This window comes from Pseudotabrizicola sp. 4114, assembly GCF_031457365.1.
Taxonomy (GTDB): domain Bacteria; phylum Pseudomonadota; class Alphaproteobacteria; order Rhodobacterales; family Rhodobacteraceae; genus Pseudotabrizicola.
This window is the reverse complement of record NZ_JAVDWP010000001.1, coordinates 111,595-132,437: the sequence shown is the minus strand read 5'-3', so window position 1 is coordinate 132,437 and position 20,843 is coordinate 111,595. Positions and strand designations below refer to the sequence as shown.

The 20,843-nt window shown below is 64.1% G+C and carries 19 protein-coding genes and 1 tRNA gene; 7 read left to right on the top strand and 13 right to left on the bottom strand.

The window, feature by feature from the left end:
* Nucleotides 1-4: 4 nt before the first annotated feature.
* Nucleotides 5-3,217 carry a DNA translocase FtsK 4TM domain-containing protein gene (locus J2X53_RS00640; protein ID WP_349035556.1) on the top strand — a complete coding sequence of 1,071 codons (3,213 nt, stop codon included), beginning with the start codon at nt 5-7 and terminating at the stop codon, nt 3,215-3,217.
* A 54-nt stretch (nt 3,218-3,271) separates the two neighbouring features.
* Here the strand turns inward: J2X53_RS00640 and J2X53_RS00635 are convergent, their stop codons facing one another.
* Entirely contained in the window at nt 3,272-3,925 is a 654-nt protein-coding gene (locus J2X53_RS00635; RefSeq protein WP_349035555.1) for a ribonuclease T2, read from the bottom strand.
* 123 nt (nt 3,926-4,048) lie between these two features.
* On the opposite strand from J2X53_RS00635, the gene J2X53_RS00630 reads away from it, so the two are divergent.
* Nucleotides 4,049-4,795 (top strand): cell cycle transcriptional regulator TrcR, encoded by a 747-nt coding sequence (locus J2X53_RS00630; protein WP_349035554.1) that lies wholly within the window; start codon nt 4,049-4,051, stop codon nt 4,793-4,795.
* 15 nt (nt 4,796-4,810) lie between these two features.
* Here J2X53_RS00630 and J2X53_RS00625 read toward each other — a convergent pair whose 3' ends face one another.
* From J2X53_RS00625 to J2X53_RS00610, 4 genes are all read right to left on the bottom strand, one after another.
* Entirely contained in the window at nt 4,811-5,785 is a 975-nt protein-coding gene (locus J2X53_RS00625) for a LytTR family DNA-binding domain-containing protein (RefSeq protein ID WP_349035553.1), read from the bottom strand.
* A gap of 222 nt (nt 5,786-6,007) precedes the next feature.
* Nucleotides 6,008-6,607 carry a recombination mediator RecR gene (gene recR, locus J2X53_RS00620; protein WP_349035552.1) on the bottom strand — a complete coding sequence of 200 codons (600 nt, stop codon included), beginning with the start codon at nt 6,605-6,607 and terminating at the stop codon, nt 6,008-6,010.
* A gap of 3 nt (nt 6,608-6,610) precedes the next feature.
* On the bottom strand, nt 6,611-6,955 hold the full coding sequence (locus tag J2X53_RS00615; RefSeq protein ID WP_118150230.1) for a YbaB/EbfC family nucleoid-associated protein: 345 nt from the start codon (nt 6,953-6,955) through the stop codon (nt 6,611-6,613).
* A 12-nt stretch (nt 6,956-6,967) separates the two neighbouring features.
* Nucleotides 6,968-8,722, bottom strand: coding sequence for a DNA polymerase III subunit gamma/tau (locus J2X53_RS00610; protein ID WP_349035551.1), 1,755 nt, complete (start codon nt 8,720-8,722; stop codon nt 6,968-6,970).
* Between the two features lie 72 nt (nt 8,723-8,794).
* On the opposite strand from J2X53_RS00610, the gene J2X53_RS00605 reads away from it, so the two are divergent.
* Nucleotides 8,795-9,274 (top strand): protein-tyrosine phosphatase family protein, encoded by a 480-nt coding sequence (locus tag J2X53_RS00605; protein WP_349035550.1) that lies wholly within the window; start codon nt 8,795-8,797, stop codon nt 9,272-9,274.
* Between the two features lie 58 nt (nt 9,275-9,332).
* On the opposite strand, the gene rlmH is transcribed toward J2X53_RS00605, so the two are convergent.
* Together rlmH and rsfS are read right to left on the bottom strand one after the other, a co-directional pair.
* Complete coding sequence (rlmH, locus tag J2X53_RS00600; protein WP_349035549.1) at nt 9,333-9,803, bottom strand: 23S rRNA (pseudouridine(1915)-N(3))-methyltransferase RlmH; 471 nt, start codon at nt 9,801-9,803, stop codon at nt 9,333-9,335.
* A 5-nt stretch (nt 9,804-9,808) separates the two neighbouring features.
* Nucleotides 9,809-10,174 carry a ribosome silencing factor gene (gene rsfS, locus J2X53_RS00595; protein ID WP_349035548.1) on the bottom strand — a complete coding sequence of 122 codons (366 nt, stop codon included), beginning with the start codon at nt 10,172-10,174 and terminating at the stop codon, nt 9,809-9,811.
* Nucleotides 10,175-10,592: 418 nt separating this feature from the next.
* On the opposite strand from rsfS, the gene leuC reads away from it, so the two are divergent.
* The 4 genes from leuC to J2X53_RS00575 all read left to right on the top strand — a co-directional run bounded on the left by leuC (nt 10,593) and on the right by J2X53_RS00575 (nt 14,834).
* Nucleotides 10,593-12,002, top strand: coding sequence for a 3-isopropylmalate dehydratase large subunit (gene leuC / locus J2X53_RS00590; RefSeq protein ID WP_349035547.1), 1,410 nt, complete (start codon nt 10,593-10,595; stop codon nt 12,000-12,002).
* 192 nt (nt 12,003-12,194) lie between these two features.
* Nucleotides 12,195-12,800 carry a 3-isopropylmalate dehydratase small subunit gene (leuD, locus tag J2X53_RS00585; RefSeq protein ID WP_349035546.1) on the top strand — a complete coding sequence of 202 codons (606 nt, stop codon included), beginning with the start codon at nt 12,195-12,197 and terminating at the stop codon, nt 12,798-12,800.
* 256 nt (nt 12,801-13,056) lie between these two features.
* Nucleotides 13,057-13,902: a hypothetical protein gene (locus tag J2X53_RS00580; protein ID WP_349035545.1), complete on the top strand. Its 846-nt coding sequence runs from the start codon at nt 13,057-13,059 to the stop codon at nt 13,900-13,902.
* Nucleotides 13,899-14,834: an endonuclease/exonuclease/phosphatase family protein gene (locus J2X53_RS00575; protein ID WP_349036269.1), complete on the top strand. Its 936-nt coding sequence runs from the start codon at nt 13,899-13,901 to the stop codon at nt 14,832-14,834. The genes J2X53_RS00580 and J2X53_RS00575 overlap by 4 nt, the downstream gene beginning before the upstream one ends.
* A gap of 110 nt (nt 14,835-14,944) precedes the next feature.
* Here the strand turns inward: J2X53_RS00575 and J2X53_RS00570 are convergent, their stop codons facing one another.
* The 6 genes from J2X53_RS00570 to J2X53_RS00545 all read right to left on the bottom strand — a co-directional run bounded on the left by J2X53_RS00570 (nt 14,945) and on the right by J2X53_RS00545 (nt 20,793).
* Nucleotides 14,945-16,258 (bottom strand): MFS transporter, encoded by a 1,314-nt coding sequence (locus tag J2X53_RS00570; RefSeq protein ID WP_349035544.1) that lies wholly within the window; start codon nt 16,256-16,258, stop codon nt 14,945-14,947.
* Between the two features lie 202 nt (nt 16,259-16,460).
* Nucleotides 16,461-16,537 (bottom strand) — tRNA-Pro (locus J2X53_RS00565).
* A gap of 54 nt (nt 16,538-16,591) precedes the next feature.
* The gene (locus tag J2X53_RS00560) at nt 16,592-17,551 is read right to left on the bottom strand and encodes a DMT family transporter (RefSeq protein ID WP_349035543.1); all 960 of its coding nucleotides are present in this window, start codon (nt 17,549-17,551) and stop codon (nt 16,592-16,594) included.
* Nucleotides 17,552-17,700: 149 nt separating this feature from the next.
* A complete protein-coding gene (gene leuB / locus J2X53_RS00555) occupies nt 17,701-18,807 on the bottom strand; it encodes a 3-isopropylmalate dehydrogenase (protein WP_349035542.1) in 1,107 nt (368 codons plus the stop codon).
* 110 nt (nt 18,808-18,917) lie between these two features.
* Nucleotides 18,918-19,922, bottom strand: coding sequence for a zinc-binding alcohol dehydrogenase family protein (locus J2X53_RS00550; RefSeq protein WP_349035541.1), 1,005 nt, complete (start codon nt 19,920-19,922; stop codon nt 18,918-18,920).
* A 124-nt stretch (nt 19,923-20,046) separates the two neighbouring features.
* Nucleotides 20,047-20,793 carry an FCD domain-containing protein gene (locus J2X53_RS00545; protein WP_349035540.1) on the bottom strand — a complete coding sequence of 249 codons (747 nt, stop codon included), beginning with the start codon at nt 20,791-20,793 and terminating at the stop codon, nt 20,047-20,049.
* Between the last annotated feature and the right edge of the window lie 50 nt (nt 20,794-20,843).

The window sequence follows — 20,843 nt, the reverse complement described above, 5'->3', positions numbered from 1 at the left end:
GGTCATGGCATCCATCAACATGCGTCAACGCGACCCTCTTCTGGATCAGGACACTGCTGCCATGCTGGAACGCCGGGGGCGCGAGCTGATGGGGCTGGGGCTGCTGGCCGTGGCGGTGCTGTTTGCGCTGATGCTGGGAAGCTATTCGCCGGAAGATCCGGGCTGGATGGTGGCGACGGATGAGCCTGCCAACAACATGCTGGGCCGGTTTGGCGCCGCCGTGGCCTCGACGCTGATGATCATCGGCGGCAAGGGTGCGTGGATGCTTCCGGTGATCCTGGGCGTCTGGGGCGTGCGGTTCGTGACGCATCGCGGGGCCGAGCGGGCTGTGGGGCGCATCGTGTTTGCGGTGATCGCGGTGGCCCTCGCCTCGGTCTTTGCCGCTACCTTGGTGCCCGGTTCGGGCTGGCCGCATTCGTTTGGTCTGGGCGGGCTGTTTGGCGATACGATTCTGGGCACGCTGCTGGGGGTGGCCCCGGTCAGTGCCGGGGTCGGCCTGACGCTGTTTTCGCTGATCCTGGGCGGGCTGTTGCTGGTGATGGGGCTCTGGGTGACTGGGTTCACGCTGCTGGAGCTGTCGGTGATTGCCCGCTTCCTCGCGGTGGGCACGATCTTTGCCTATGGCACGGTGCTTAATCTGGCCGGGCGCGGCACCTCGCGCGCGGCCGAGGCGCTGGCCGAACGGCGGGCAGCCAAGGCCGAGGCGATGGCCTACCGCGCGGCCACCCGGTCGCAGGATTGGGATGATGTGCCCGAGGCGCCGGTGATGGCCCCTGCGGGCGGTCGCAGTGCGGCCATCCACCGCGCGGCGGGGGCGAAGGCCACGCCAGCCCCGGTGACCGAGGCGGCGGCCCATGCGTCGGAATGGGGGCGGCCTTCGGCCTTGCGCAGCACCCTGCGCGCCGATCCGCGCTATCCCGAGCCTATGGCAGAGGCCGCGCATTACGCGCCGCCGCGCGAAAAGGCCGGGTTGCTGGCACGGATGCCGCAGCTGATGCGCCGCAGCGAGCCGGAGCCGGAACTGGTGGAGCCGGTGCTGCCAGAGTTTTCCGACGAAATGGCCCCGAATGATGACCGGATCAAGGCGCGGATCTCTGACGCGATCCGCTCGCGCATGCGCCATCCCGGCCCGGTGCTGAACCCGGTCACCACCGCCGTTCAGGCCCGGCGTGAGCCGCCGGTGGCGCGCAGCCTGACCCAGCGCTTGCGCGGGCCGCAGCCGCTGATCGCCGACACGCGCAAGCCGGTGCCGGTGCCACCGCCGGTGGTCACCGCCGGTCTGCCGCCAGAGCCGCCGCTGACCGCAGCGCATGTGCCCGCTGCTCAGGTGCCGGCCGCCCCGCTGCCGCGTGTGGTTCCTTTGCCCCGGACCTATACGCCAGAGCCGGAGATTGCGGTCGAAGACTGGGAAGATGCGGACAATATCTTTACCCCCGAGCTGTCTGCCCCACTGCCGCCCGAACCCGCCTTTGACGATGAGGACAGCACTGACTGGCAGCCGGATGACAATTACGAGCCGGATTATGACCCGACCCCGGTGATCCCGCGCGTGAAATCGCCGGTCATGACCGCGATGCCGCCGCGCATCCCGGTGGCCGAAGTGCGCAAGCCGGTGGTGCAGCATATCGTGAAAAAGCCGATGACCCCATCCCGGCAGGCGGTGGCCGAAAGCCAGCCGCGCATGCGCTTTGACGCGGCCGTAAGCCAACCCTATGAGCTGCCGCCGCTGTCGCTGCTGTCGAGCCCCTCGACGGTAGAGCGGTTTGCGCTGTCGGATGAGGCGCTGGAAGAAAACGCGCGGATGCTGGAATCGGTGCTGGATGATTACGGCGTCAAGGGCGAGATCGTTTCTGTGCGCCCCGGCCCCGTGGTCACGATGTATGAGCTGGAACCTGCGCCGGGCCTCAAGGCCAGCCGCGTGATCGGGCTGGCGGATGACATCGCGCGCTCCATGTCTGCCCTGAGCGCGCGGGTGTCCACCGTGCCGGGTCGGTCGGTGATCGGCATCGAACTGCCGAACGCCACCCGCGAAAAGGTGGTCCTGCGTGAAATCATCGCTGCCCGCGACTTTGGCGATTCAAACATGCGCCTGCCGCTGGCTTTGGGCAAGGACATTGGCGGTGATGCGATTGTGGCCAACCTGGCCAAGATGCCCCACCTGCTGATCGCCGGGACCACGGGTTCGGGAAAATCGGTGGCGATCAACACGATGATCTTGTCGCTGCTCTACAAGCTGTCGCCCGAGGAATGCCGGTTGATCATGATCGACCCCAAGATGCTGGAACTGTCGGTCTATGACGGCATCCCGCACCTGCTGTCGCCCGTGGTGACCGACCCGAAAAAGGCGGTTGTCGCCCTGAAATGGGTCGTGGGCGAGATGGAAGAGCGCTATCGCAAGATGTCCAAAATGGGCGTGCGGAATATCGAAGGCTTCAATGGCCGGGTGCGCGAGGCGCTGGCCAAGGGCGAGATGTTCAAGCGCACCATTCAGACCGGGTTTGACGAAGATACCGGCGATCCGGTGTTCGAAACCGAAGAATTCGCGCCGGTCGCATTGCCCTATATCGTGGTGATCGTCGACGAGATGGCCGATCTGATGATGGTGGCCGGCAAGGAGATCGAGGCCTGCATCCAGCGTCTGGCGCAGATGGCGCGGGCAAGCGGCATTCACCTGATCATGGCGACGCAGCGGCCTTCGGTCGATGTGATCACCGGGACGATCAAGGCGAACTTCCCGACCCGGATTTCGTTTCAGGTCACCTCCAAGATCGACTCGCGCACGATCCTTGGCGAACAGGGCGCCGAGCAGCTTCTGGGCATGGGCGACATGCTTTATATGGGCAACGGCGCCAAGATCACCCGGATTCACGGGCCGTTTGTCAGCGATGAAGAGGTTGAGGAAATCGTCAACCATCTGAAATCCTTTGGCCCGCCGGTCTATATGTCGGGCGTGGTTGAAGGCCCGGATGAGGATTCGGCCAGCGACATCGACGTGGTGCTGGGCCTGTCCACCGGCGAGGGCGGCGATGACGCGCTCTACGATCAGGCCGTGGCGATTGTGGCCAAGGACCGCAAATGCTCGACCAGCTATATCCAGCGCAAGCTGGGGATCGGCTATAACAAGGCCGCGAAACTGGTGGAACAGATGGAAGAGCAGATGGTGGTCACAGCCGCCAACCATGTCGGCAAACGCGAGATTCTGGTGCCGGAGACCTGAGCGCGCTGCCCCCCGTGACCGCAAAAAACGCGCCCTTCCGGGCGCGTTTTTTTATCAGCGCACGGCATTCAGTTCCGCATCCTGCAAGGTGCAATCCCGGATCACATCCGCGCCGCAGCGGCGGGGGGCAAGATCGCGGGTCAGGCAGATGCGGACCTCCTGAATCATGCCCGCGCGGCAGGTGACAGTCACCTGATCGCGCTGCAAGCCGGGGTTGGCCTCCAGAAACGCGCCTTCGATCACCGTTGCCGGAACTTTCAGGTCTTTGTTGACCTTTGGAAACACCGGGGAAATGTTGATCGAGGTGAATGCCCTGCGCGCCAGCCCGTAATAGTCGCGCGCGGGCAAACCCGAGCAGCGCCCGTGTTTCTTCCACTGATAAAACGCCGCCCCTGCCCCGCCGAACACATCGGCCATCGCCGCTGTGTCGCTGCGCGACGGGTCGGCGGCCCTGGTGCGGCAATAGCTGGGCCAGCCGCGCTCATATTGCGGCCACAGCCCGTGCAGCACAAACGGCGTGCCCCGGCCCCGGTCGCATTGCGGATCACGCCGCGCGTCGCCCTCCAGCGCGCACCAGTTGGCTGACCATGACAGCGCCATCACGTAATAGTCGAAGTCACCTGCGCGCTCGCCCTCGGCCCGCGCGCCCCCGCTGTTTGCGCAGATCAGCGCCGCCGCAAATATCTGTGCCAGCCACAGCCCCCGCATTTTCGCTTCCCCTATCCGTCAAAACCGCCTATATGAGCCTTGAATTCCCGACATCGTGGAAATCGCAGGCCAAGGCTTGCAGCCGTTTTCCCGGCACGGGAGAGATTTGTAAAGGAGTTGGGCATGAACAAGCCGCTTATGGCAAAGGCCACCGCCGTCTGGCTCGTGGACAATACCACCCTGTCATTCAAGCAGGTCGCGGATTTCTGCGGCATGCACGAATTGGAAGTGCAGGGCATTGCCGATGGCGATGTGGCCCCCGGCGTCAAGGGCTTTGACCCGGTTGCCAACAACCAGCTGGACGCGGGCGAGATCGAGAAGGGTCAGAAAGACCCGCTCTACAAGCTCAAGCTCAAGTTCAACGCGGCAGCGGTGGGTGAAGAAAAACGCCGTGGCCCGCGCTATACCCCGCTGTCGAAACGGCAGGACCGTCCGGCCGCCATTCTGTGGCTGGTCAAGTTCCACCCGGAACTGTCGGATGGCGCGATCGGCAAGCTGGTCGGCACCACCAAGCCGACGATTCAGGCGATCCGCGAGCGCACGCATTGGAACATCAACAACATCAGCCCGGTGGATCCGGTGGCGCTTGGCCTGTGCAAACAGTCCGAGCTGGACACTGCGGTTCAGGCCGCCGTGCGCCGCCGCACCTCTGAGGGCGTGGTGATGAGCGATGACGAGCGCCGCAAGCTGGTGTCAACCGAGCAGTCGCTGGGCATGTCGGACGAGCCGAAGATGCCGTCGGGGCTGGAAGTGTTCGCGCGTCAGGAAAAAGAAGAAAAGCCCGCCGATTTCTCGGATGCGGAAAGCTTTTTCAACCTGCCGCAGCATGATGACGACGAAGATGAGGATGACGAAGATCCGCGCCGCTGAGCGCGGAACGGCGTGTCAGGATGAGACATGGGGCACCCTTTGGGGTGCCTTGCGCGTTTTGGCCTTGCGTCCCTCCGGTTTGACGGGCCGTGCAGTGCCCTGCCCGGCTTTGCTCCGCTCCGCCGCCGCCTCGGCCCAGTCACGGATGGCAGCAAGGCGCGGGCGGGCGACCGGCAGGGTCTGGCCCGTGGTCAGCACCAGTTGCGCGCCGGGTTTGTCCGGGCGGAAACCGGCAACGGCGGCAGTGGCCACCCAATAGCTGCGATGCACCCGTTGCCCCAGATCCGGCGGCAACGATGCCACCGCATCGGCGATCCTGCCCCGCAACAAATGGCGCGTCCCATCCTGCAGGATCACGGCAACGTAATGCTCTTCTGCCGCGATCAGGCTGATGCTGCTGGTCCGGAAAACCTGGCCAAACAGCGTGACCGACGCGGCTTTCAGGGGCAGCATTTCGGCCGGCCGTCCGGCAAAGATCGGCGGCGGAATGGTGCCCGGTCCAAAGCGCACCGGCTGATGCGGCAAGGCTCCGGCCTCCGCGGTGATGAACTCGGCCAGCACGGCCTTTTGCGGACGGCCACGCAGATCGGCCAGCACACGCGGAATGATGAACGTCGACTGGATCACCTCGCCCAGATAGCAGAACACCAAATTGAACCCGGTCACCAGTGCCATATCCCTGAACCCGGGCATTGGCGCACCCAGCACCAGGGCCACGCTCAACCCGCAGACCGTGGCCGCCACACAGCCGAAAGTGACGGTGAACAGGCTGTATGCGCGCCAGCCACATTGGTGGCAGATGTAAAACGCACCGTACAGCGCCGCTGTAAAGCTGGTGAAGGCAACCGCGTAAAAGATCGCGAGTTGCAGGGCGTCAAAATTCAGCAAATGATCATAGGGACCGATCAGAACGATACAAAGCTCCAGCATCAGGATCATGCCGACAAACAGCGGATGGCGGAATTGCGTCTGCACTTCGCGCCACGTCAATTGCAGACTTCTGCCATTCAAGTAAACAATCTGCATTTCACACCAATGAGTTGGCCAGATCCTCCGGACGACGGTATTTTCACCCTCCGGGTCGGAGGGCGAAAGCCCGCTTCCGAGTGATGCAAGTGTTGGTGCCGGCCCGGACCTTATCGCCCATAGGTTGTCGAATTGTCACCGCCTGTCCAGAGGGAAGCTGCGCCTGCGGCAAGTCGTCCGTCAGGTTTACACCCGGCGCCGCGCGCGCAGGGCCGCGCCGATGGTGCCATCGTCAAGATAATCCAGCTCGCCGCCGACCGGCACCCCCTGCGCAAGACTGCTGATCTGCACGCCCGAGCTGGCCAGCGCATCGGCGATGTAATGCGCGGTGGTCTGGCCATCGACGGTGGCATTCAGCGCCAGGATCACCTCGGCCACGCCCTCGGTGCGGACCCGTTCGGCCAGATCGGGAATGCGCAGATCCTCTGGCCCGATGGCATCCAGCGCAGAAAGCGTACCGCCCAGCACGTGATAGCGGCCCTTGAACGCGCCGCCCCGTTCCATCGCCCACAGATCGGCGACGGTTTCGACCACACAGATTTCGCCCGTCGCGCGGCGCGGGTCGTCGCAGACCGGGCAAAGGTCGGTGGTGCCAATATTGCCGCAGATCCGGCAATCCTGCGCGCTCAGCGCCACGGTGGCCATCGCCTGCGCCAGCGGGGCCATGACCTGATCGCGTCGCCTCAAAAGATGCAGCACAGCCCGCCGCGCCGACCGTGGCCCAAGCCCCGGCAGCCGCGCCATCAGCGCAATCAGGGCCTCAATTTCGCGCGGGGGGCCGGACATTCCCTAGAACGGCAATTTCATGCCAGCGGGCAGACCCAGACCTTCGGTCAGCTTGGCCAGTTCCGACTGGCTGCGCTCGGCCGCTTTGGCCTGTGCATCCTTGACGGCGGCAAGGATCAGATCCTCGACCACCTCTTTTTCCGAGGCGACAAAGATCGACGGATCAATCTCCAGCCCGGTCAGCTCGCCCTTGGCGGTGGCACGCGCCCGCACAAGGCCCGCACCCGACTCGCCAATGACCACGATGCGCGACAGCTCGTCCTGCATCTCGGCCATGCGGGTCTGCATCTCCTGCGCCTTCTTCATCATCCCGGCCATATCGCCAAGACCGCCCAAACCCTTCAGCATCGTATCATCCTCTCAGCTATCCTCGAACGGATCCCATTCATCTTCGACTTCCGGCAGCGCCTCGGCGGCGGCGGCCTGCACCAGATCTTCGGCGGTGCGGATCTCGGCGATCTTTGCGCCGGGAAAGGCCAGCATCACCGCCTGCACCAGCGGGGTCTGCAACACCTCGGCCTCGGCCTGTGCGCGGCCCGCGTCGCGGGCCTCGGCAAGGGTCGGCGCACCGCCGCCCGAGACCACCGACACCCCCCAGCGCTGGCCGGTAAAGGCTTGCAGACGCTGGCCCAGACGGGCGGCAAGATCGGAGCCTGCCTTTGGCGACGGCTCAAACTCGATCCGGCCGGGGCTGTAGCGGACCAGCCGCACACCCTCTTCAACCTCATAGAGCAGCTTCATGTCACGCCGGTCGCGGATCAGCGCCACCACCTGATCAAACGTCGCATAGACCACCTGCTCGGCCGCAAGCGCCATCACCTGCCCTGCGCCGTTCATCATCGGCCCGCGCATCGGGGCCGACGGCGCACGCAGCACCGCGCCGTGCACAGAGCCACCGCCCCCACCCGCAGGCGCGCCGCCCACTACCGGCCCCCCCGGCACCGGGCCAGAGCTGTTCTGCAAACGCCGGATCAGGGTTTCAGGGTCGGGCAGATCGGCCACATGGGTCAGCCGGATGATCGCCATTTCCGCCGCCATCATCGCATTGGGGGCCAGCCCCACCTCTTCGATCGCTTTCAGCAGCATCTGCCACATCCGGCTCAGACTGCGCATCGGCAGGCGCTGCGCCATATCCAGCCCCCGCGCCCGCTCATCCGGCGGGGTGGTCGGGTCTTCGGCGGCTTCGGGCGTGATCTTGATCACAGACACCCAATGGGTGATCTCGGCCAGATCGCGCAGAATCGCCATCGGGTCGGCGCCATCGGCATATTGCCCGGCAATCTCGGTCAGCGCCGAGGCCGCGTCGCCCTTCATGATCAGGTCGAACAGGTCCAGCACCCGGCCCCGGTCGGCCAGCCCCAGCATGGCGCGCACCTGCAACGCCGTCGTTTCCCCCGCACCATGGGCAATCGCCTGATCCATCAGGCTCATGGCGTCGCGCACCGACCCTTCCGCCGCACGGGTGATCAGCGCCATGGCGTCCGCCGCCAGCGATGCCCCCTCCAGCCCGGCGATGCGGTTCAGGTGCGCCATCATCACCTCAGGCTCGATCCGTTTCAGATCAAAGCGCTGGCATCGCGACAGCACCGTGACCGGCACCTTGCGGATCTCGGTGGTGGCAAAGATGAACTTCACATGCGCCGGGGGTTCCTCCAGCGTTTTCAACAGCGCATTGAAGGCGCTGGTCGACAGCATGTGCACTTCGTCGATGATGTAGATCTTGTAGCGCGCCGACGCCGCGCGGTAGTGCACCGAATCGATGATCTCGCGAATGTCGCCCACTCCGGTGCGGCTGGCGGCGTCCATCTCCATCACATCGACATGGCGACCCTCGGCAATCGCGCGGCACGGCTCACAGACGCCACATGGTTCCGTCGTCGGCCCACCGCTGCCATCCGGCCCCACGCAGTTCAGCCCCTTGGCAATAATGCGCGCCGTGGTGGTCTTGCCGACCCCCCGCACCCCGGTCATCACAAAGGCATGCGCGATGCGGTCGGCGGCAAAGGCATTCTTCAGCGTGCGCACCATCGCCTCCTGCCCGATCAGATCGGCAAAAGTGGCGGGCCGGTATTTCCGCGCCAGAACCTGATAGGATTTTTCGGGAGTGTCAGACATACTGCCTTCCGGGAAGATTGCTTGCCCCAACCTAGGCGTTGCAACCGCCCGCGTCCACCCGAAGGCCCGATGATGACCCTTGAGATTGCAGAAATTCCCGCCCTTGGCGGCACCCTCGCGCTCTGCCCGATGCCGGGGCGGACGGGCGACTATGCAGGCGACCTTGCCACCCTGCTGGCGTGGCAGCCCATACTGGTCATGACCATGACCTCAAAGCTGGAACTGGCGACCGGCGGCGCGGCCAGTCTGCCCACAGATCTGGCCGCAGCGGGCATCACGTGGGCGCACCTGCCAGTGCCGGATTTCGGCACGCCAAAACCCGCAACCGCAGCACTCTGGCCCGAAACATCGGCCCGCGCCCGAACGATTCTGGCCCATGGCGGCCGGGTGCTGGTACATTGCATGGGCGGCTGCGGCCGCTCCGGCATGGCGGTGCTGCGGCTGCTCACAGATGCAGGCGAAGACCCCGACACCGCCCTCCTCCGCCTGCGCGCCGCCCGCCCCTGCGCGGTGGAAACCAAAGCGCAGCACAGATGGGCAAGCCTGCGCTAAGCCCGTTCATCTTGGCAAAAATACTCCCGCCGGAGGCATCCGCACGCTCCACCAGCGCCTACGCGCGGTGGTAGGGCGCCCCCGCCAGAATCGACGCCGCGCGGTACAGCTGTTCGCACAGCATCACCCGCACCAGCATATGCGGCCAGACCATCTTGCCAAAGCTGAGCGAGGCATCGGCCCGTCCGCGCAGCCCCGGATCAATCCCGTCCGCGCCGCCGATCACAAAGGCCAGATCCTGCCGCCCGTCGTCGCGCCAGCGCGCCAGCATCCCGGCAAACTCCGGGCTCGTGACCAGCGCGCCGCGTTCGTCCAGCGTCACCAGAAGCGCCCCCGCCGGCACGGCACGTGCCAGCAGCTCCGCCTCGGCCGCCATTCCGCCGCCGCGCTTGTCCTCGACCTCATGCTCGGTCAGTGGGCCAAGGGACAGCGCCCGGCCAGAGCGGTCAAAGCGTGTCACATAGTCGTCGATCAGCGCGCGTTCGGGGCCGGTGCGCAACCGGCCCACAGCGCAAAGATGCACCCGCATGTGGTCTAGACGACCGACCCGCGCAGCGCGTCGCCCGACGGCAGCCACATCTTTTCAAGCTGATAGAAGTCGCGCACTTCGGGGCGGAACACATGGACGATCACATCGCCCGCGTCGATCAGCACCCAGTCGCCGGTTTCCTTGCCTTCCATCTTGCAGACCAAGCCAAAGCCCTGCTTGATCCGGTCGGCCAGTTTTTCGGCAATCGCCGCCACCTGACGCGACGACCGGCCCGAGCAGATCACCATGTAATCGGCCACGTCTGACCGGCCGCGCAGGTCGATCTGCACGATGCCTTCGGCTTTGTCATCGTCAACCGAGGCAAGAACCGCCTCCAGCAACTGTTCGGCGGTGTAATCCGGGCCGCTCAAGCGGTTGGCCCGGGGTCCGACCGGAAGCCCGGTCGCAGGATCTGAGTGAGACAGGACATCGTCCTCCATCTGACGCGCCGATCCACCCCCGGCGCCGGGACAGCCCCTAGGGTAGCACCCTTGGGGCGCAACCTCAACAAAACGGGCAAGCCGGGGGCCATAGCGCCGATTTCACCGGTGCGCAAGCGCAGACGGATGCAAAGCCCCTGATGGAACCTTGCCTGACAGCGGATTTGCGCGTATCAAGCGCGCCATGACCGGGTTCATCTATTTCAACATCACCGACCGTGCGCGGCTTCCCGCCCGCTTTTTCGGCATGACCTGCAGCGTGCTTGCGCGCCTCTGATGCTGACCCTGCGTCCTTTGGGGCGCTGATCCCTGCCCTTTTCAAAAGCCATCCCAGCATAAGGTGAGAGCCATGACCGCTCCGCGTACACTCTACGATAAAATCTGGGACGACCATGTCGTCCATCAGGCCGAAGACGGCACCTGTTTGCTGTATATCGACCGCCATCTGGTGCACGAAGTCACCAGCCCGCAGGCGTTTGAAGGTCTGCGCATGACCAACCGCACCGTGCGCGCGCCGGAAAAGACCATCGCCGTGCCCGATCACAACGTGCCGACCACGCTGGACCGCGCCAATGCTGCGACCATGACCGAAGACAGCCGGATTCAGGTCGACGCGCTGGACAAGAACGCCCGCGATTTCGGCATCAACTACTACCCGGTGTCCGATGTCCGGCAAGGCATCGTGCATATCGTCGGCCCTGAACAGGGCTGGACCCTGCCGGGCATGACCGTGGTGTGTGGCGATTCGCACACCGCGACCCATGGCGCATTCGGCAGCCTCGCGCATGGCATCGGCACGTCCGAGGTGGAACATGTGCTGGCGACCCAGACGCTGATCCAGCGCAAGGGCAAGAACATGAAGGTGGAAATCACCGGATCGCTGCGCCCCGGCGTCACCGCCAAGGACATCACCCTGTCGGTGATCGGGGCCACCGGCACCGCAGGCGGCACCGGCTATGTCATCGAATACTGCGGTCAGGCGATTCGCGAACTGTCGATGGAAGGCCGGATGACGGTCTGCAACATGGCGATCGAGGGCGGCGCACGCGCCGGTCTGATTGCGCCGGATGAAAAGACCTTTGCCTATTGCATGGGCCGCCCGCACGCGCCGAAAGGGGCGAAGTGGGAGGCAGCGGTTGCCTATTGGAAAACCCTGTTTTCCGATGACGATGCCCATTGGGACAAGGTTGTCACGCTGAAAGGCGAAGACATCGCTCCGGTGGTGACATGGGGCACCTCGCCCGAGGATGTGCTGCCGATCACCGGCACCGTGCCAGCGGCCACCGATTTCACCGGCGGCAAGGTCGAGGCGGCACAACGCTCGCTCGACTACATGGGCCTGACGCCGGGCATGAAGCTGTCGGATATCACCATCGACACCGTGTTCATCGGATCGTGCACCAATGGCCGGATCGAAGATCTGCGGGCAGCCGCCGCGATCCTGAAGGGCAAGAAGAAAAAAGACGGTATCCGCGCCATGGTGGTGCCGGGTTCGGGTCTGGTGCGGGCGCAGGCGGAAGAAGAGGGTCTGGCACAGATCTTCATCGACGCCGGGTTCGAATGGCGTCTGGCCGGGTGCTCGATGTGTCTTGCGATGAACCCCGACCAGCTGGCCCCGGGCGAGCGCTGTGCCGCGACCAGCAACCGCAACTTTGAGGGGCGTCAGGGCCGGGGCGGACGCACGCACCTGATGTCACCCGCGATGGCAGCGGCGGCGGCACTGACCGGCCACCTGACCGATGTGCGCGAGTTGATGTGAGCCGGGATGGCGGGGTTCACCCCGCCGCCCGTTTCTGACCGCTGACCCGGCGCGCGCCACGCCTCTTGTGCGCAGCGCGCGCCACGCCTGCGAACGTCAGGCCATATGCCATAGGCGTGCCATACACGCGCCATACGCAAACCAGACACCCCCGAAGGCCGCGCGCCTTGTGGGCACCGATTGGAAACCAAGATGGACAAATTCACCACTCTGACCGGAATTGCGGCCCCGATGCCGCTGGTCAACATCGACACCGACATGATTATCCCCAAGCAGTTTCTCAAAACTATCCAGCGCTCGGGCCTTGGCAAGAACCTGTTTGACGAGATGCGTTATACGCAAGACGGGGCCGAGATCCCGGGTTTCGTGCTGAACCAGCCCGCTTACCGCACATCCGAGATCATCATTGCGGGCGACAATTTCGGCTGCGGCTCATCGCGCGAACACGCGCCCTGGGCGCTCCTGGATTTCGGCATCCGCTGCGTGATCGCCACCAGTTTTGCCGATATTTTCTATAACAATTGCTTCAAGAACGGCATCTTGCCGATCGTAATGCCGCAGGACGTGATTGACGTTCTGATGGCCGATGCCCGCCGCGGCGCCAATGCCCGCATGACCATTGACCTGCTGGCGCAGACCGTCACCACGTCGGACGGGCAAAGCTTTGGCTTTGAGGTGGACAGCCACCGCAAGCATTGCCTGATGAACGGGTTGGACGACATCGGCCTGACCCTGGAAAAGGCCGCCGCGATCGACAGTTATGAAGCAAAGACCGCCACGACCCGCCCTTGGGCCTGAATTTCCCTCACCCACAACATCTTGGGCCGCCCCCCCGGGCGGTCCATTTTTTTAAGTAATCTTGATGCAATCAAGCGACACTCCCGCCGCGAATGTGCCACATTATATAAGCAAAACAGACCGGAGCATTGCGGGGCGGGGCGAAAGAAGGCACAAATTGGGCAAGATTGAGGCAACCCGCCACAAATGGTGGGAGATCTTCGGAACAAGGGCCCGGCACAGTATCGGGCCCGACCGTGTGGAAGGTGGCAAAGCAGTGGTCTCGCGTTTCTCGGGGGCTTTCATAAGGGCTGTTCTGGTGGTGCTGGTGGTGGTGACGCCTTCTGTGCTGCTGCCGGGCGTGTCCGTTGATGCAAGGCAGATGGCCGCGCTGGTGGCGCTGTTTGCCGGTCTGCTGACCTTTGTGGAATACAACACCGAAGCCCCCAGCCTGATCGAATTCCGCGATGCCCCGCCGTTCAACCGGGTGCGGCTGGCGATGCTGTTTGCCACCGTGTTCTGCCTGTCGATCATGGAAAGCGGCCGGACCGAGGCGACCAGCCTGACCGAACTGGTGCAAGCCATCGGGCATCTGGTCGGGCGGTCGATGGATTTTCCCTATTCTCCGGTGCGGCTGGCCAAGCTGATGCTGGCCGAAACCGCGACACCTGAACAGGTTCTGGCGGTGCGCGATGCGGCGGGAATTGCCTATCTGACCTCGCTGATCTCGCTTGCGGTGTTTGTGCTGCTGCTCAAATCCGGGGCCTGGCCGCTGCGCGACCGGGTGTTCAACGTCTGGGTCAACCTGCCGACCTTTGATCCGACCGCCGGTGATCTGGTGGACCGGCTGGAGCGCGACGGGCGGATCAACATCGCACTCGGCTTTCTGCTGCCCTTTATCATCCCGTTTATTGTCAGCCTGTCCTCCTCGGGGGTGAACCCCGACAGCATGACGGCCTCGCAAACCCTGATCTGGACAATGACAGCATGGGCCTTTCTTCCTGCCAGCCTGTTTATGCGCGGCATCGCGCTGGGGCGGATCGCAGAGATGATCCGCGACATCCGCCGCGCCCGGGTCAGGGCCGACAGCACAGCCATCTCGCGGGCCTCGCGGGTGTTCTGATTGCGCTGGCCGGTCCGGCTGCGGCAGAGTCGCTGCGGCTGGCCTATTGGAACACCGATCTGAACCGCGCGGGACCGGGGCTGTTGTTGCGCGATCTGGCGGCGGGCAAGTCACCCGATCTGGCGATTGCCACTGCGGCGATTGCGGCGCTGGAGGCGGATCTGCTGGTGCTGTCGGGGTTTGATTATGATGCGGGCGGGCTGGCGCTGGCGGCGCTGAATGCGACGCTGCCCCTGCCCTATCCCCATCTGGTGGCGCTGCGGCCCAATACCGGCATTGCCAGCGGCTTTGACCTTGACGGCAACGGGCGCAGCGATGAGGCGCGCGATGCCATCGGCTTTGGCCGGTTTCCGGGCGAAGGCGGCATGGTGCTGCTGTCGCGCCTGCCGGTGGATGCGGCGCAAAGCGTGGATCATTCGGGGCTCCTGTGGCGCGATCTGCCGGGGGCAGATCTGCCGCCCTTGCCCGACGGTGCGGCAGAGGTGCTGCGGCTGTCGACCACCGGGCACCACGATACGGCTGTGGTGCTGCCGGATGGCCGCCGCCTGCACCTTTTGACATGGCATGCCACGCCACCGGCGTTTGACGGGCCAGAGCGGCGCAATATCCGGCGCAACCATGATGAGGCGGCGTTCTGGCTGCATCTCCTGGACAGCCCGCAGGCCCCGCAGGAGCCGTTCGTGCTGATGGGTCAGGCCAATGCCGACCCGGACAAGGGCAACGGCGACAAAGGCGCGATCCGGGCGCTGCTGGCGGATGCACGTCTGCAGGATGTGCTGCCGGGCGATACGGTGGAGTATGGCGGCACGCTGGGGCCGCTGCGGGTCAGCTACATTCTGCCCTCTGCCGGGATCAGCGTGATGGCTTCGGGACATGCGCCAACCCCGGAGGGCGCGCGGCATCATCCGATCTGGATGGATATCAGCCCCTGACCGGCGTCCGGCCGGATGCCAGGCGTTTGGCGTGCCTGCCGGGTTCAGGCCGGTCCGGCCCACTGACGAAACACCTGCGACGATGCGCAATCTGGTCCGGTCGCGGAACCTTACGGCACCCAGCGGGCATGGTTTTCGTCGATGACAAAAGGATGGGAATGCCGCCGTTCGCCACGCAGATGGGGATGGTCGAGGGGCAGGTTGTCATGGGCATGCTCGATGATCTCGGGGTCGTGTTGCGGCCAGACCCGAAGTGCAAACGCGATGCCGGCACTGGCGATCATCGCCAGAACGGCAAGAGTGATGACCGCGCCGAACTGTGTCATCAGCCAGCCGGACAGCGGATAGGTCACCAGCCAGCACGCATGGCTCAGGGCGAATTGCGCGGCGAACAGGGCGGGCCGGTCTTCGGCATGTGCCGACCGGCGCAGCAACCGGCCCGATGGCGTGAGAACGGCGGAAAATCCCAATCCGATCAGCAACCAGGCAACCAGCAAGGCGGGCCAGCCAAGCCCGGCAAAAGCAATCGTCGCCGCCAGACTCAGCAGCGTGGCCACCATCAGCAGCGCGCCGCCGACCATGACCGGGCGATCCGGCACGCGGTCCAATAGGCGCGGCAAGACAAGCGCCGCGCTCATCGACCCCGCTCCGAACGCAAAGATCGTCCACGCGAGCGCAGCCTCATCCAGCGCCAGTGTGCCACGCACCAGCAGCACCGAATTGACCAGCACCATCGCCCCGGCAGAGGCCGCCGCGACATTCAGCGCCAGCAGCCCGCGCAGACGCGGGGTTGCCAGGTAAATGCGGATCCCCCGCGTGGTGCGATCATAAATCCCGCGTGCCGCCGCGGGTTTCGGGCTGGGCAGGGAAACCGAGACCAGGAGTGCAGCCGAGGCGGCAAAGCCGACAACCGTCCCCAGAAACAAAGAGTTATAGCTTACCACGGTCAGCAAAAGCGCCGCGAGTGTGGGACTGGCGATGTTCTCCAGATCATAGGCCAGCCGCGACAACGACAGCGCACGGGTATATCGGGCTTCCTCTGGCAGGACATCGGGGATCGTGGCCTGAAACATCGGTGTAAACGCGGCGGATGCTGACTGCAGCAGAAAGATCAGGACATAGACCTGCCAGACCTCGCTGACAAAAGGCAGGCACAGGGCCACAGCCGCGCGCACCAGATCAAGGGTCACCAGCAACATCCGGCGGTTGACCCGGTCTGCCAGCGCCGCCGCGACCGGCGCAATGCCGACATAGGCCACCATCTTGATGGCAAACACCGTGCCAAGAACCATCGCCGCGTTCTCGTTGGCGAGATCATAGGCCAGAAGTCCGAGGGCGACGGTCGCAAGCCCGGTGCCAAGCAGCGCAACAACCTGAGCCGCGAACAGGTTCCGATAGGTGCGGTCAGACAGAATTTCCAGCATGCGGCAACCTCAGAGGCAACGGGCGATGGTCTTCAGATCAGCGCGACCCTTAGGCGAATGATCGACATCAGGGCAATGTTCTGAATGGTCATGGTGCAGCGTGCGCCGCGCATTGACCACAGCCTTTTTGATTGCATGACCGTGTTGGGCGATCTCAAGGCAGGACTTGCGCGCCCCGATCCGCTGCAAAACAAGAATTTTTTGGTCGGAGCGAGAGGATTCGAACCTCCGACCCCCTGCTCCCGAAGCAGGTGCGCTACCAGACTGCGCTACGCTCCGACCGTGGGAAACGCCCTAAACCTTTCGTTTGCGCTTTGCAAGAGGGGCGCGGGGTCATTCTGCGCGACGGCGCTCGCCGCGCTTCAGAAGCAGGCTGATGCGGGGCATCAACCCGGTTTCAGGCCGCGATTTGTTGGCCAGAACCGGGCTGTTTTTCGACACGCTGCCGGTGCCCTCGCGCAGCACGATGTAGATGCCCGAGCTGATGATCACCCCGGTGCCGATCAGTGTGTAAAAATCGGCCTGTTCGTCAAACAAGAGCGCGCCATAGATCACCGCCCAGATGATCTGCGAATACTGCATCGGGGCCACGATGATGGCGGGCGCGGTGCGATAGGCCGCAATCGACAGCAGCGCGGCCACAAACGCCAGCCCTGCAATCACCCCGGTCAGCGCCAGATGCTCCAGCGGCATCGGCACATAGACAAAGGGCATCGCAGCACCGGTCAGCAGAAAGGTCGCCACCATCGGATACAGCATCAGCACCGCAGACCGTTCCTCGGCCCCGATCTTGCGCACGATCACCGAAGTCAGCGAGCCGGTCATCGCCGCCGACAGCGCCGCCAGATGGCCCCAGGACAGCTCTGCCGATCCGGGGCGCAGCACGATCAGCACGCCGATCAGCCCGACCACCACCGCAATGCCGCGCCGGAAGCCCACCTTTTCGCCCAGCATCGGAATCGCCAGCACCGTGATCAACAGCGGCATGGCGAACAGGATTGCATAGGTCTGCGCCAGCGGCAGGACGGTAAAGGCATAGAAGGCCGCAGCACCCGTGGACACGGCGGTCAGCGAACGCAACAGCGACCACCACGGATGGCGCGGAATGAGGTTGCCGTCTGTCCGGTCGCTCATCAGCATGAAGGAAATCAGCGGAAAGCCCATCAGGCCCGAAAAAAAGATGATCTGGAACGAGTTATAGCTCTCGCCCAGAAACTTGATGACAACGTCATGGGTCGCGTAAATCGCAAACGCAAGCAGCGCGAGAAGCGCACCTTTTACATTGTGTCCCATGACTCTCCCTTTGCTGGCAGGGGCAAAGCGCCATCCCTGTTTGCGCTATCAGTATGTGCAGAAACCACGTCCGGGCTCAACGGGTCCCGTCACATCAATGACAAAGGCCCGCCAGAGGGCGGGCCTTTGTGCAACATTTCGCTCAACGCTTACAGGCTGGCGTCCAGCGCCGCGATGATGGCGTCGCCCATCTGGGTGGTGGTGATCGGGGTGCCATCCTGTGGCCCCATCAGATCGGCGGTGCGCAGGCCGTCGGCCAGCACCTGCTCGACCGCCTTTTCAATCCGGGTGGCATCCTCGCCCATGTCGAACGAATAGCGCAGCGCCATGGCAAACGACAGGATACAGGCGATCGGGTTCGCCTTGCCCGTGCCCGCGATGTCGGGCGCAGAGCCATGCACCGGTTCGTACAGCGCCTTGGGCCGGCCATTGGCCATCGGCGCGCCAAGGCTGGCCGAGGGCAGCATGCCCAACGACCCGGTCAGCATCGCCGCGCAATCCGACAGCACATCGCCGAACAGGTTGTCGGTGACGATCACGTCAAACTGTTTGGGCCAGCGCACCAGCTGCATCGCGCCGTTGTCGGCATACATATGCGACAGCTGAACATCGGGGTATTCCTTGTCATGGATTTCCTGCACCACGTCGCGCCACAGGATGCCCGATTCCATCACATTGGCCTTCTCCATCGAGCAGACCTTGTTCGCGCGCTTGCGGGCCAGTTCAAAGGCTGACCGGGCGACGCGGACGATTTCGCTTTCGGTATAGCGCTGGGTGTTGATGCCGACGCGCTCATTGCCTTCGACGAAAATGCCGCGCGGCTCGCCGAAATAGACGCCGCTCGTCAGTTCGCGCACGATCACGATGTCCAGACCGGCCACGACCTCTTTCTTGAGGCTGGAAAAGTCCGCCAGAGCATCAAAGCATTGAGCCGGGCGCAGGTTGGAGAACAGATCCATTTCCTTGCGCAGACGCAGCAGGCCCCGCTCTGGTTTCACGCTGAAGTCCAGATTGTCATATTGTGGGCCGCCCACGGCGCCCAGCAGCACCGCATCGACCTCTTGCGCCTTGGCCATGGTGTCGTCGTGCAGCGGCACGCCATGCTTGTCATAGGCGCAGCCGCCGACCAGATCTTCGGTCACATCGAAGGTGACGCCGCGGTTTGCGCCCATCCAGCCGATGATTTTCTTCACTTCGGCCATGACTTCAGGACCGATGCCGTCACCGGCGAGGATAAGAAGGGAAGGGTTGGCCATCACAAAGGCTCCTGTCTTTGGGTTGGCAGCGGCGTAGCCAATGGGCTGCACAGGGTCAAGTGATCGTTAGCAGGCCGCTGAACAAGTCGCGTGCAAAAACGACTGCGGTATCAGACGTGGATCAGCGCTTTCATGACGGTGCCCCGGTCTGCCGCCCATTTCGGCAGGTCCGTGGCGGCGCCGTGCAGCGTGGTGCGATGGGTGGCGATGGCCCCGACCGGAATCAGCCCCCGTGCCATGCAATCCATGACATGGCGGAAGTCTTCCTCCAGCGCGTTGCGGCTGCCGATCAGGGTCGCCTCGCGTTTGTGAAACTCGGGGTCGGGGAAGCTGAGATCGCCCTTGACGACCGACAACAGCACATAAGACCCGCCATGGGCCAAAAGACTGAGGCCCGCATTCATCGCGTTGATGTTGCCAGTGGCGTCAAACACGGTGTCAAAGGCTTCGGGTCCGGCGTCGGCCACGGTCTGACAGGTCACGTCGGGCAGAATACCCTGCGCAAGCGCCAGCCTGTCGGGCGACGTGTCGCGCAGCGTCACGCGGGCCCCCGCCACCTGCGCGAAAAGCGCAGCCCCCATGCCAATCGGCCCTGCCCCGACCACAAGCGCGGTCGAGCCAGCGACAAGCCGCGACCGTCTGACGCCATGGGCACCGATGGCCAGAAACTCGACCATCGCAGCCGCAGTCGCGTCGAGCCCGGTGGCGACATAGACATTGCCTTCCGGCACGACGATTTCTTCGCACATGCCGCCGTCGCGGTGAACGCCCAGCACCCCGATAGCCTCGCAGCAATTGGGTTTTCCGATGCGGCAGGCGTGGCAGGTGCCACAGGTGATATAGGGGTTCACCACCACCAGATCGCCGCGCGCGATACGACCGTCAGCGCTGTCCTGCAGCGCGCGTGCGGCCAGTTCGTGCCCCATGACGCGCGGATAGGCAAGAAAGGGCTGGTTGCCGTCATAGATGTGATAATCGGTTCCGCAGATCCCGATTGCTTCGACCCTAAGCCGGATATGCCCGGGTTTGTCTTCGGGGCGGGGGCGTTGCACCACGTCCAGCCGACCCGGCTCGGTGCAGAGAAGCGCCTGCATCTGGTTCGAATTCACCGCCATTGGTTGTCCTCATGTTCTGTCAGATCAAGCGCCGGGGACAGGCCAGAGACTGCCATCGGGCGACAGGCACGCCTCAGGTTCCTGGTAAATGTCATCGGATCTCTCTCCGGTTGAAAAATCGGCTCTATTCCGCAGCCGCCGGATGCGGCGGCCATACTGAAATCGGCCCGCCGTTTGCCTGCCCGCCGGTTCCGTCGCGCGTCGCCAGCCAGTTGGTCAGCGTTTTGCTGGAATGCCGGAAATGGTCGGAAAGGGCGCGGATCAGAACCTCGGGCTCACGGTTGCGCAGGGCGTCGATGATCCGGGCATGTTGTTCATATGCGGTGGTTGTTGCGGGGGTCTGCGATTTGCCGACCTCCAGATAATAGCGCAGCGGCACGGACATCACGCGGTACATCCGGCTGAGCACATCATTCCTTGATGCATCCACCAGCGCCAGATGAAAGCGGTAATCCCATTCGGCGGCTTCACTGGTGGTCAGTGCCTGCTGCATCAGGCGGTTCGCTTCGGTCATCTGCGACAGGCACTCATCCGTTGCATTATGGGTGATCAGCGGCGCGGCCCCGGTTTCGACGATGCGACGGAAGTTCAGCACATCGGTAAAGGTCTGGGTCGAGGTGCCGAAGAACTGGGTAAAGCCCCGGAACATGGTGTCGAAATCCGGCTTCGAGACCTGCGCGCCACGCTTGGTCTTGCGCACCAGCTGAAAGGCCTCGAGGTGGATCATCGTTTCGCGGATCGTATTGCGCGAGACATTGAACCGTTCGGCAAGATCGCGTTCGCAGGGCAGCAAATCGCCCACGTCGTAAAGATCCACGATCTCACGACGCAAAGTCTCGCGCAGTTCTTCGACCGCCGATGTGCCGACCATGAAGCCCCCAGTTTGGTTGGACCATAGGACCAAAATCGGACATGCACAAG

Excerpts from the sequence above, each read along its gene's own strand:
- J2X53_RS00640 (WP_349035556.1), top strand. The coding sequence starts at position 5 with ATGGCATCCATCAACATGCGTCAACGCGACCCTCTTCTGGATCAGGAC.
- J2X53_RS00635 (WP_349035555.1), bottom strand. The coding sequence starts at position 3,925 with ATGCGGGGGCTGTGGCTGGCACAGATATTTGCGGCGGCGCTGATCTGC.
- J2X53_RS00630 (WP_349035554.1), top strand. The coding sequence starts at position 4,049 with ATGAACAAGCCGCTTATGGCAAAGGCCACCGCCGTCTGGCTCGTGGAC.
- recR (WP_349035552.1), bottom strand. The coding sequence starts at position 6,607 with ATGTCCGGCCCCCCGCGCGAAATTGAGGCCCTGATTGCGCTGATGGCG.
- J2X53_RS00615 (WP_118150230.1), bottom strand. The coding sequence starts at position 6,955 with ATGCTGAAGGGTTTGGGCGGTCTTGGCGATATGGCCGGGATGATGAAG.
- J2X53_RS00610 (WP_349035551.1), bottom strand. The coding sequence starts at position 8,722 with ATGTCTGACACTCCCGAAAAATCCTATCAGGTTCTGGCGCGGAAATAC.
- J2X53_RS00605 (WP_349035550.1), top strand. The coding sequence starts at position 8,795 with ATGACCCTTGAGATTGCAGAAATTCCCGCCCTTGGCGGCACCCTCGCG.
- rlmH (WP_349035549.1), bottom strand. The coding sequence starts at position 9,803 with ATGCGGGTGCATCTTTGCGCTGTGGGCCGGTTGCGCACCGGCCCCGAA.
- leuC (WP_349035547.1), top strand. The coding sequence starts at position 10,593 with ATGACCGCTCCGCGTACACTCTACGATAAAATCTGGGACGACCATGTC.
- leuD (WP_349035546.1), top strand. The coding sequence starts at position 12,195 with ATGGACAAATTCACCACTCTGACCGGAATTGCGGCCCCGATGCCGCTG.
- J2X53_RS00570 (WP_349035544.1), bottom strand. The coding sequence starts at position 16,258 with ATGCTGGAAATTCTGTCTGACCGCACCTATCGGAACCTGTTCGCGGCT.
- J2X53_RS00560 (WP_349035543.1), bottom strand. The coding sequence starts at position 17,551 with ATGGGACACAATGTAAAAGGTGCGCTTCTCGCGCTGCTTGCGTTTGCG.
- leuB (WP_349035542.1), bottom strand. The coding sequence starts at position 18,807 with ATGGCCAACCCTTCCCTTCTTATCCTCGCCGGTGACGGCATCGGTCCT.
- J2X53_RS00550 (WP_349035541.1), bottom strand. The coding sequence starts at position 19,922 with ATGGCGGTGAATTCGAACCAGATGCAGGCGCTTCTCTGCACCGAGCCG.
- J2X53_RS00545 (WP_349035540.1), bottom strand. The coding sequence starts at position 20,793 with ATGGTCGGCACATCGGCGGTCGAAGAACTGCGCGAGACTTTGCGTCGT.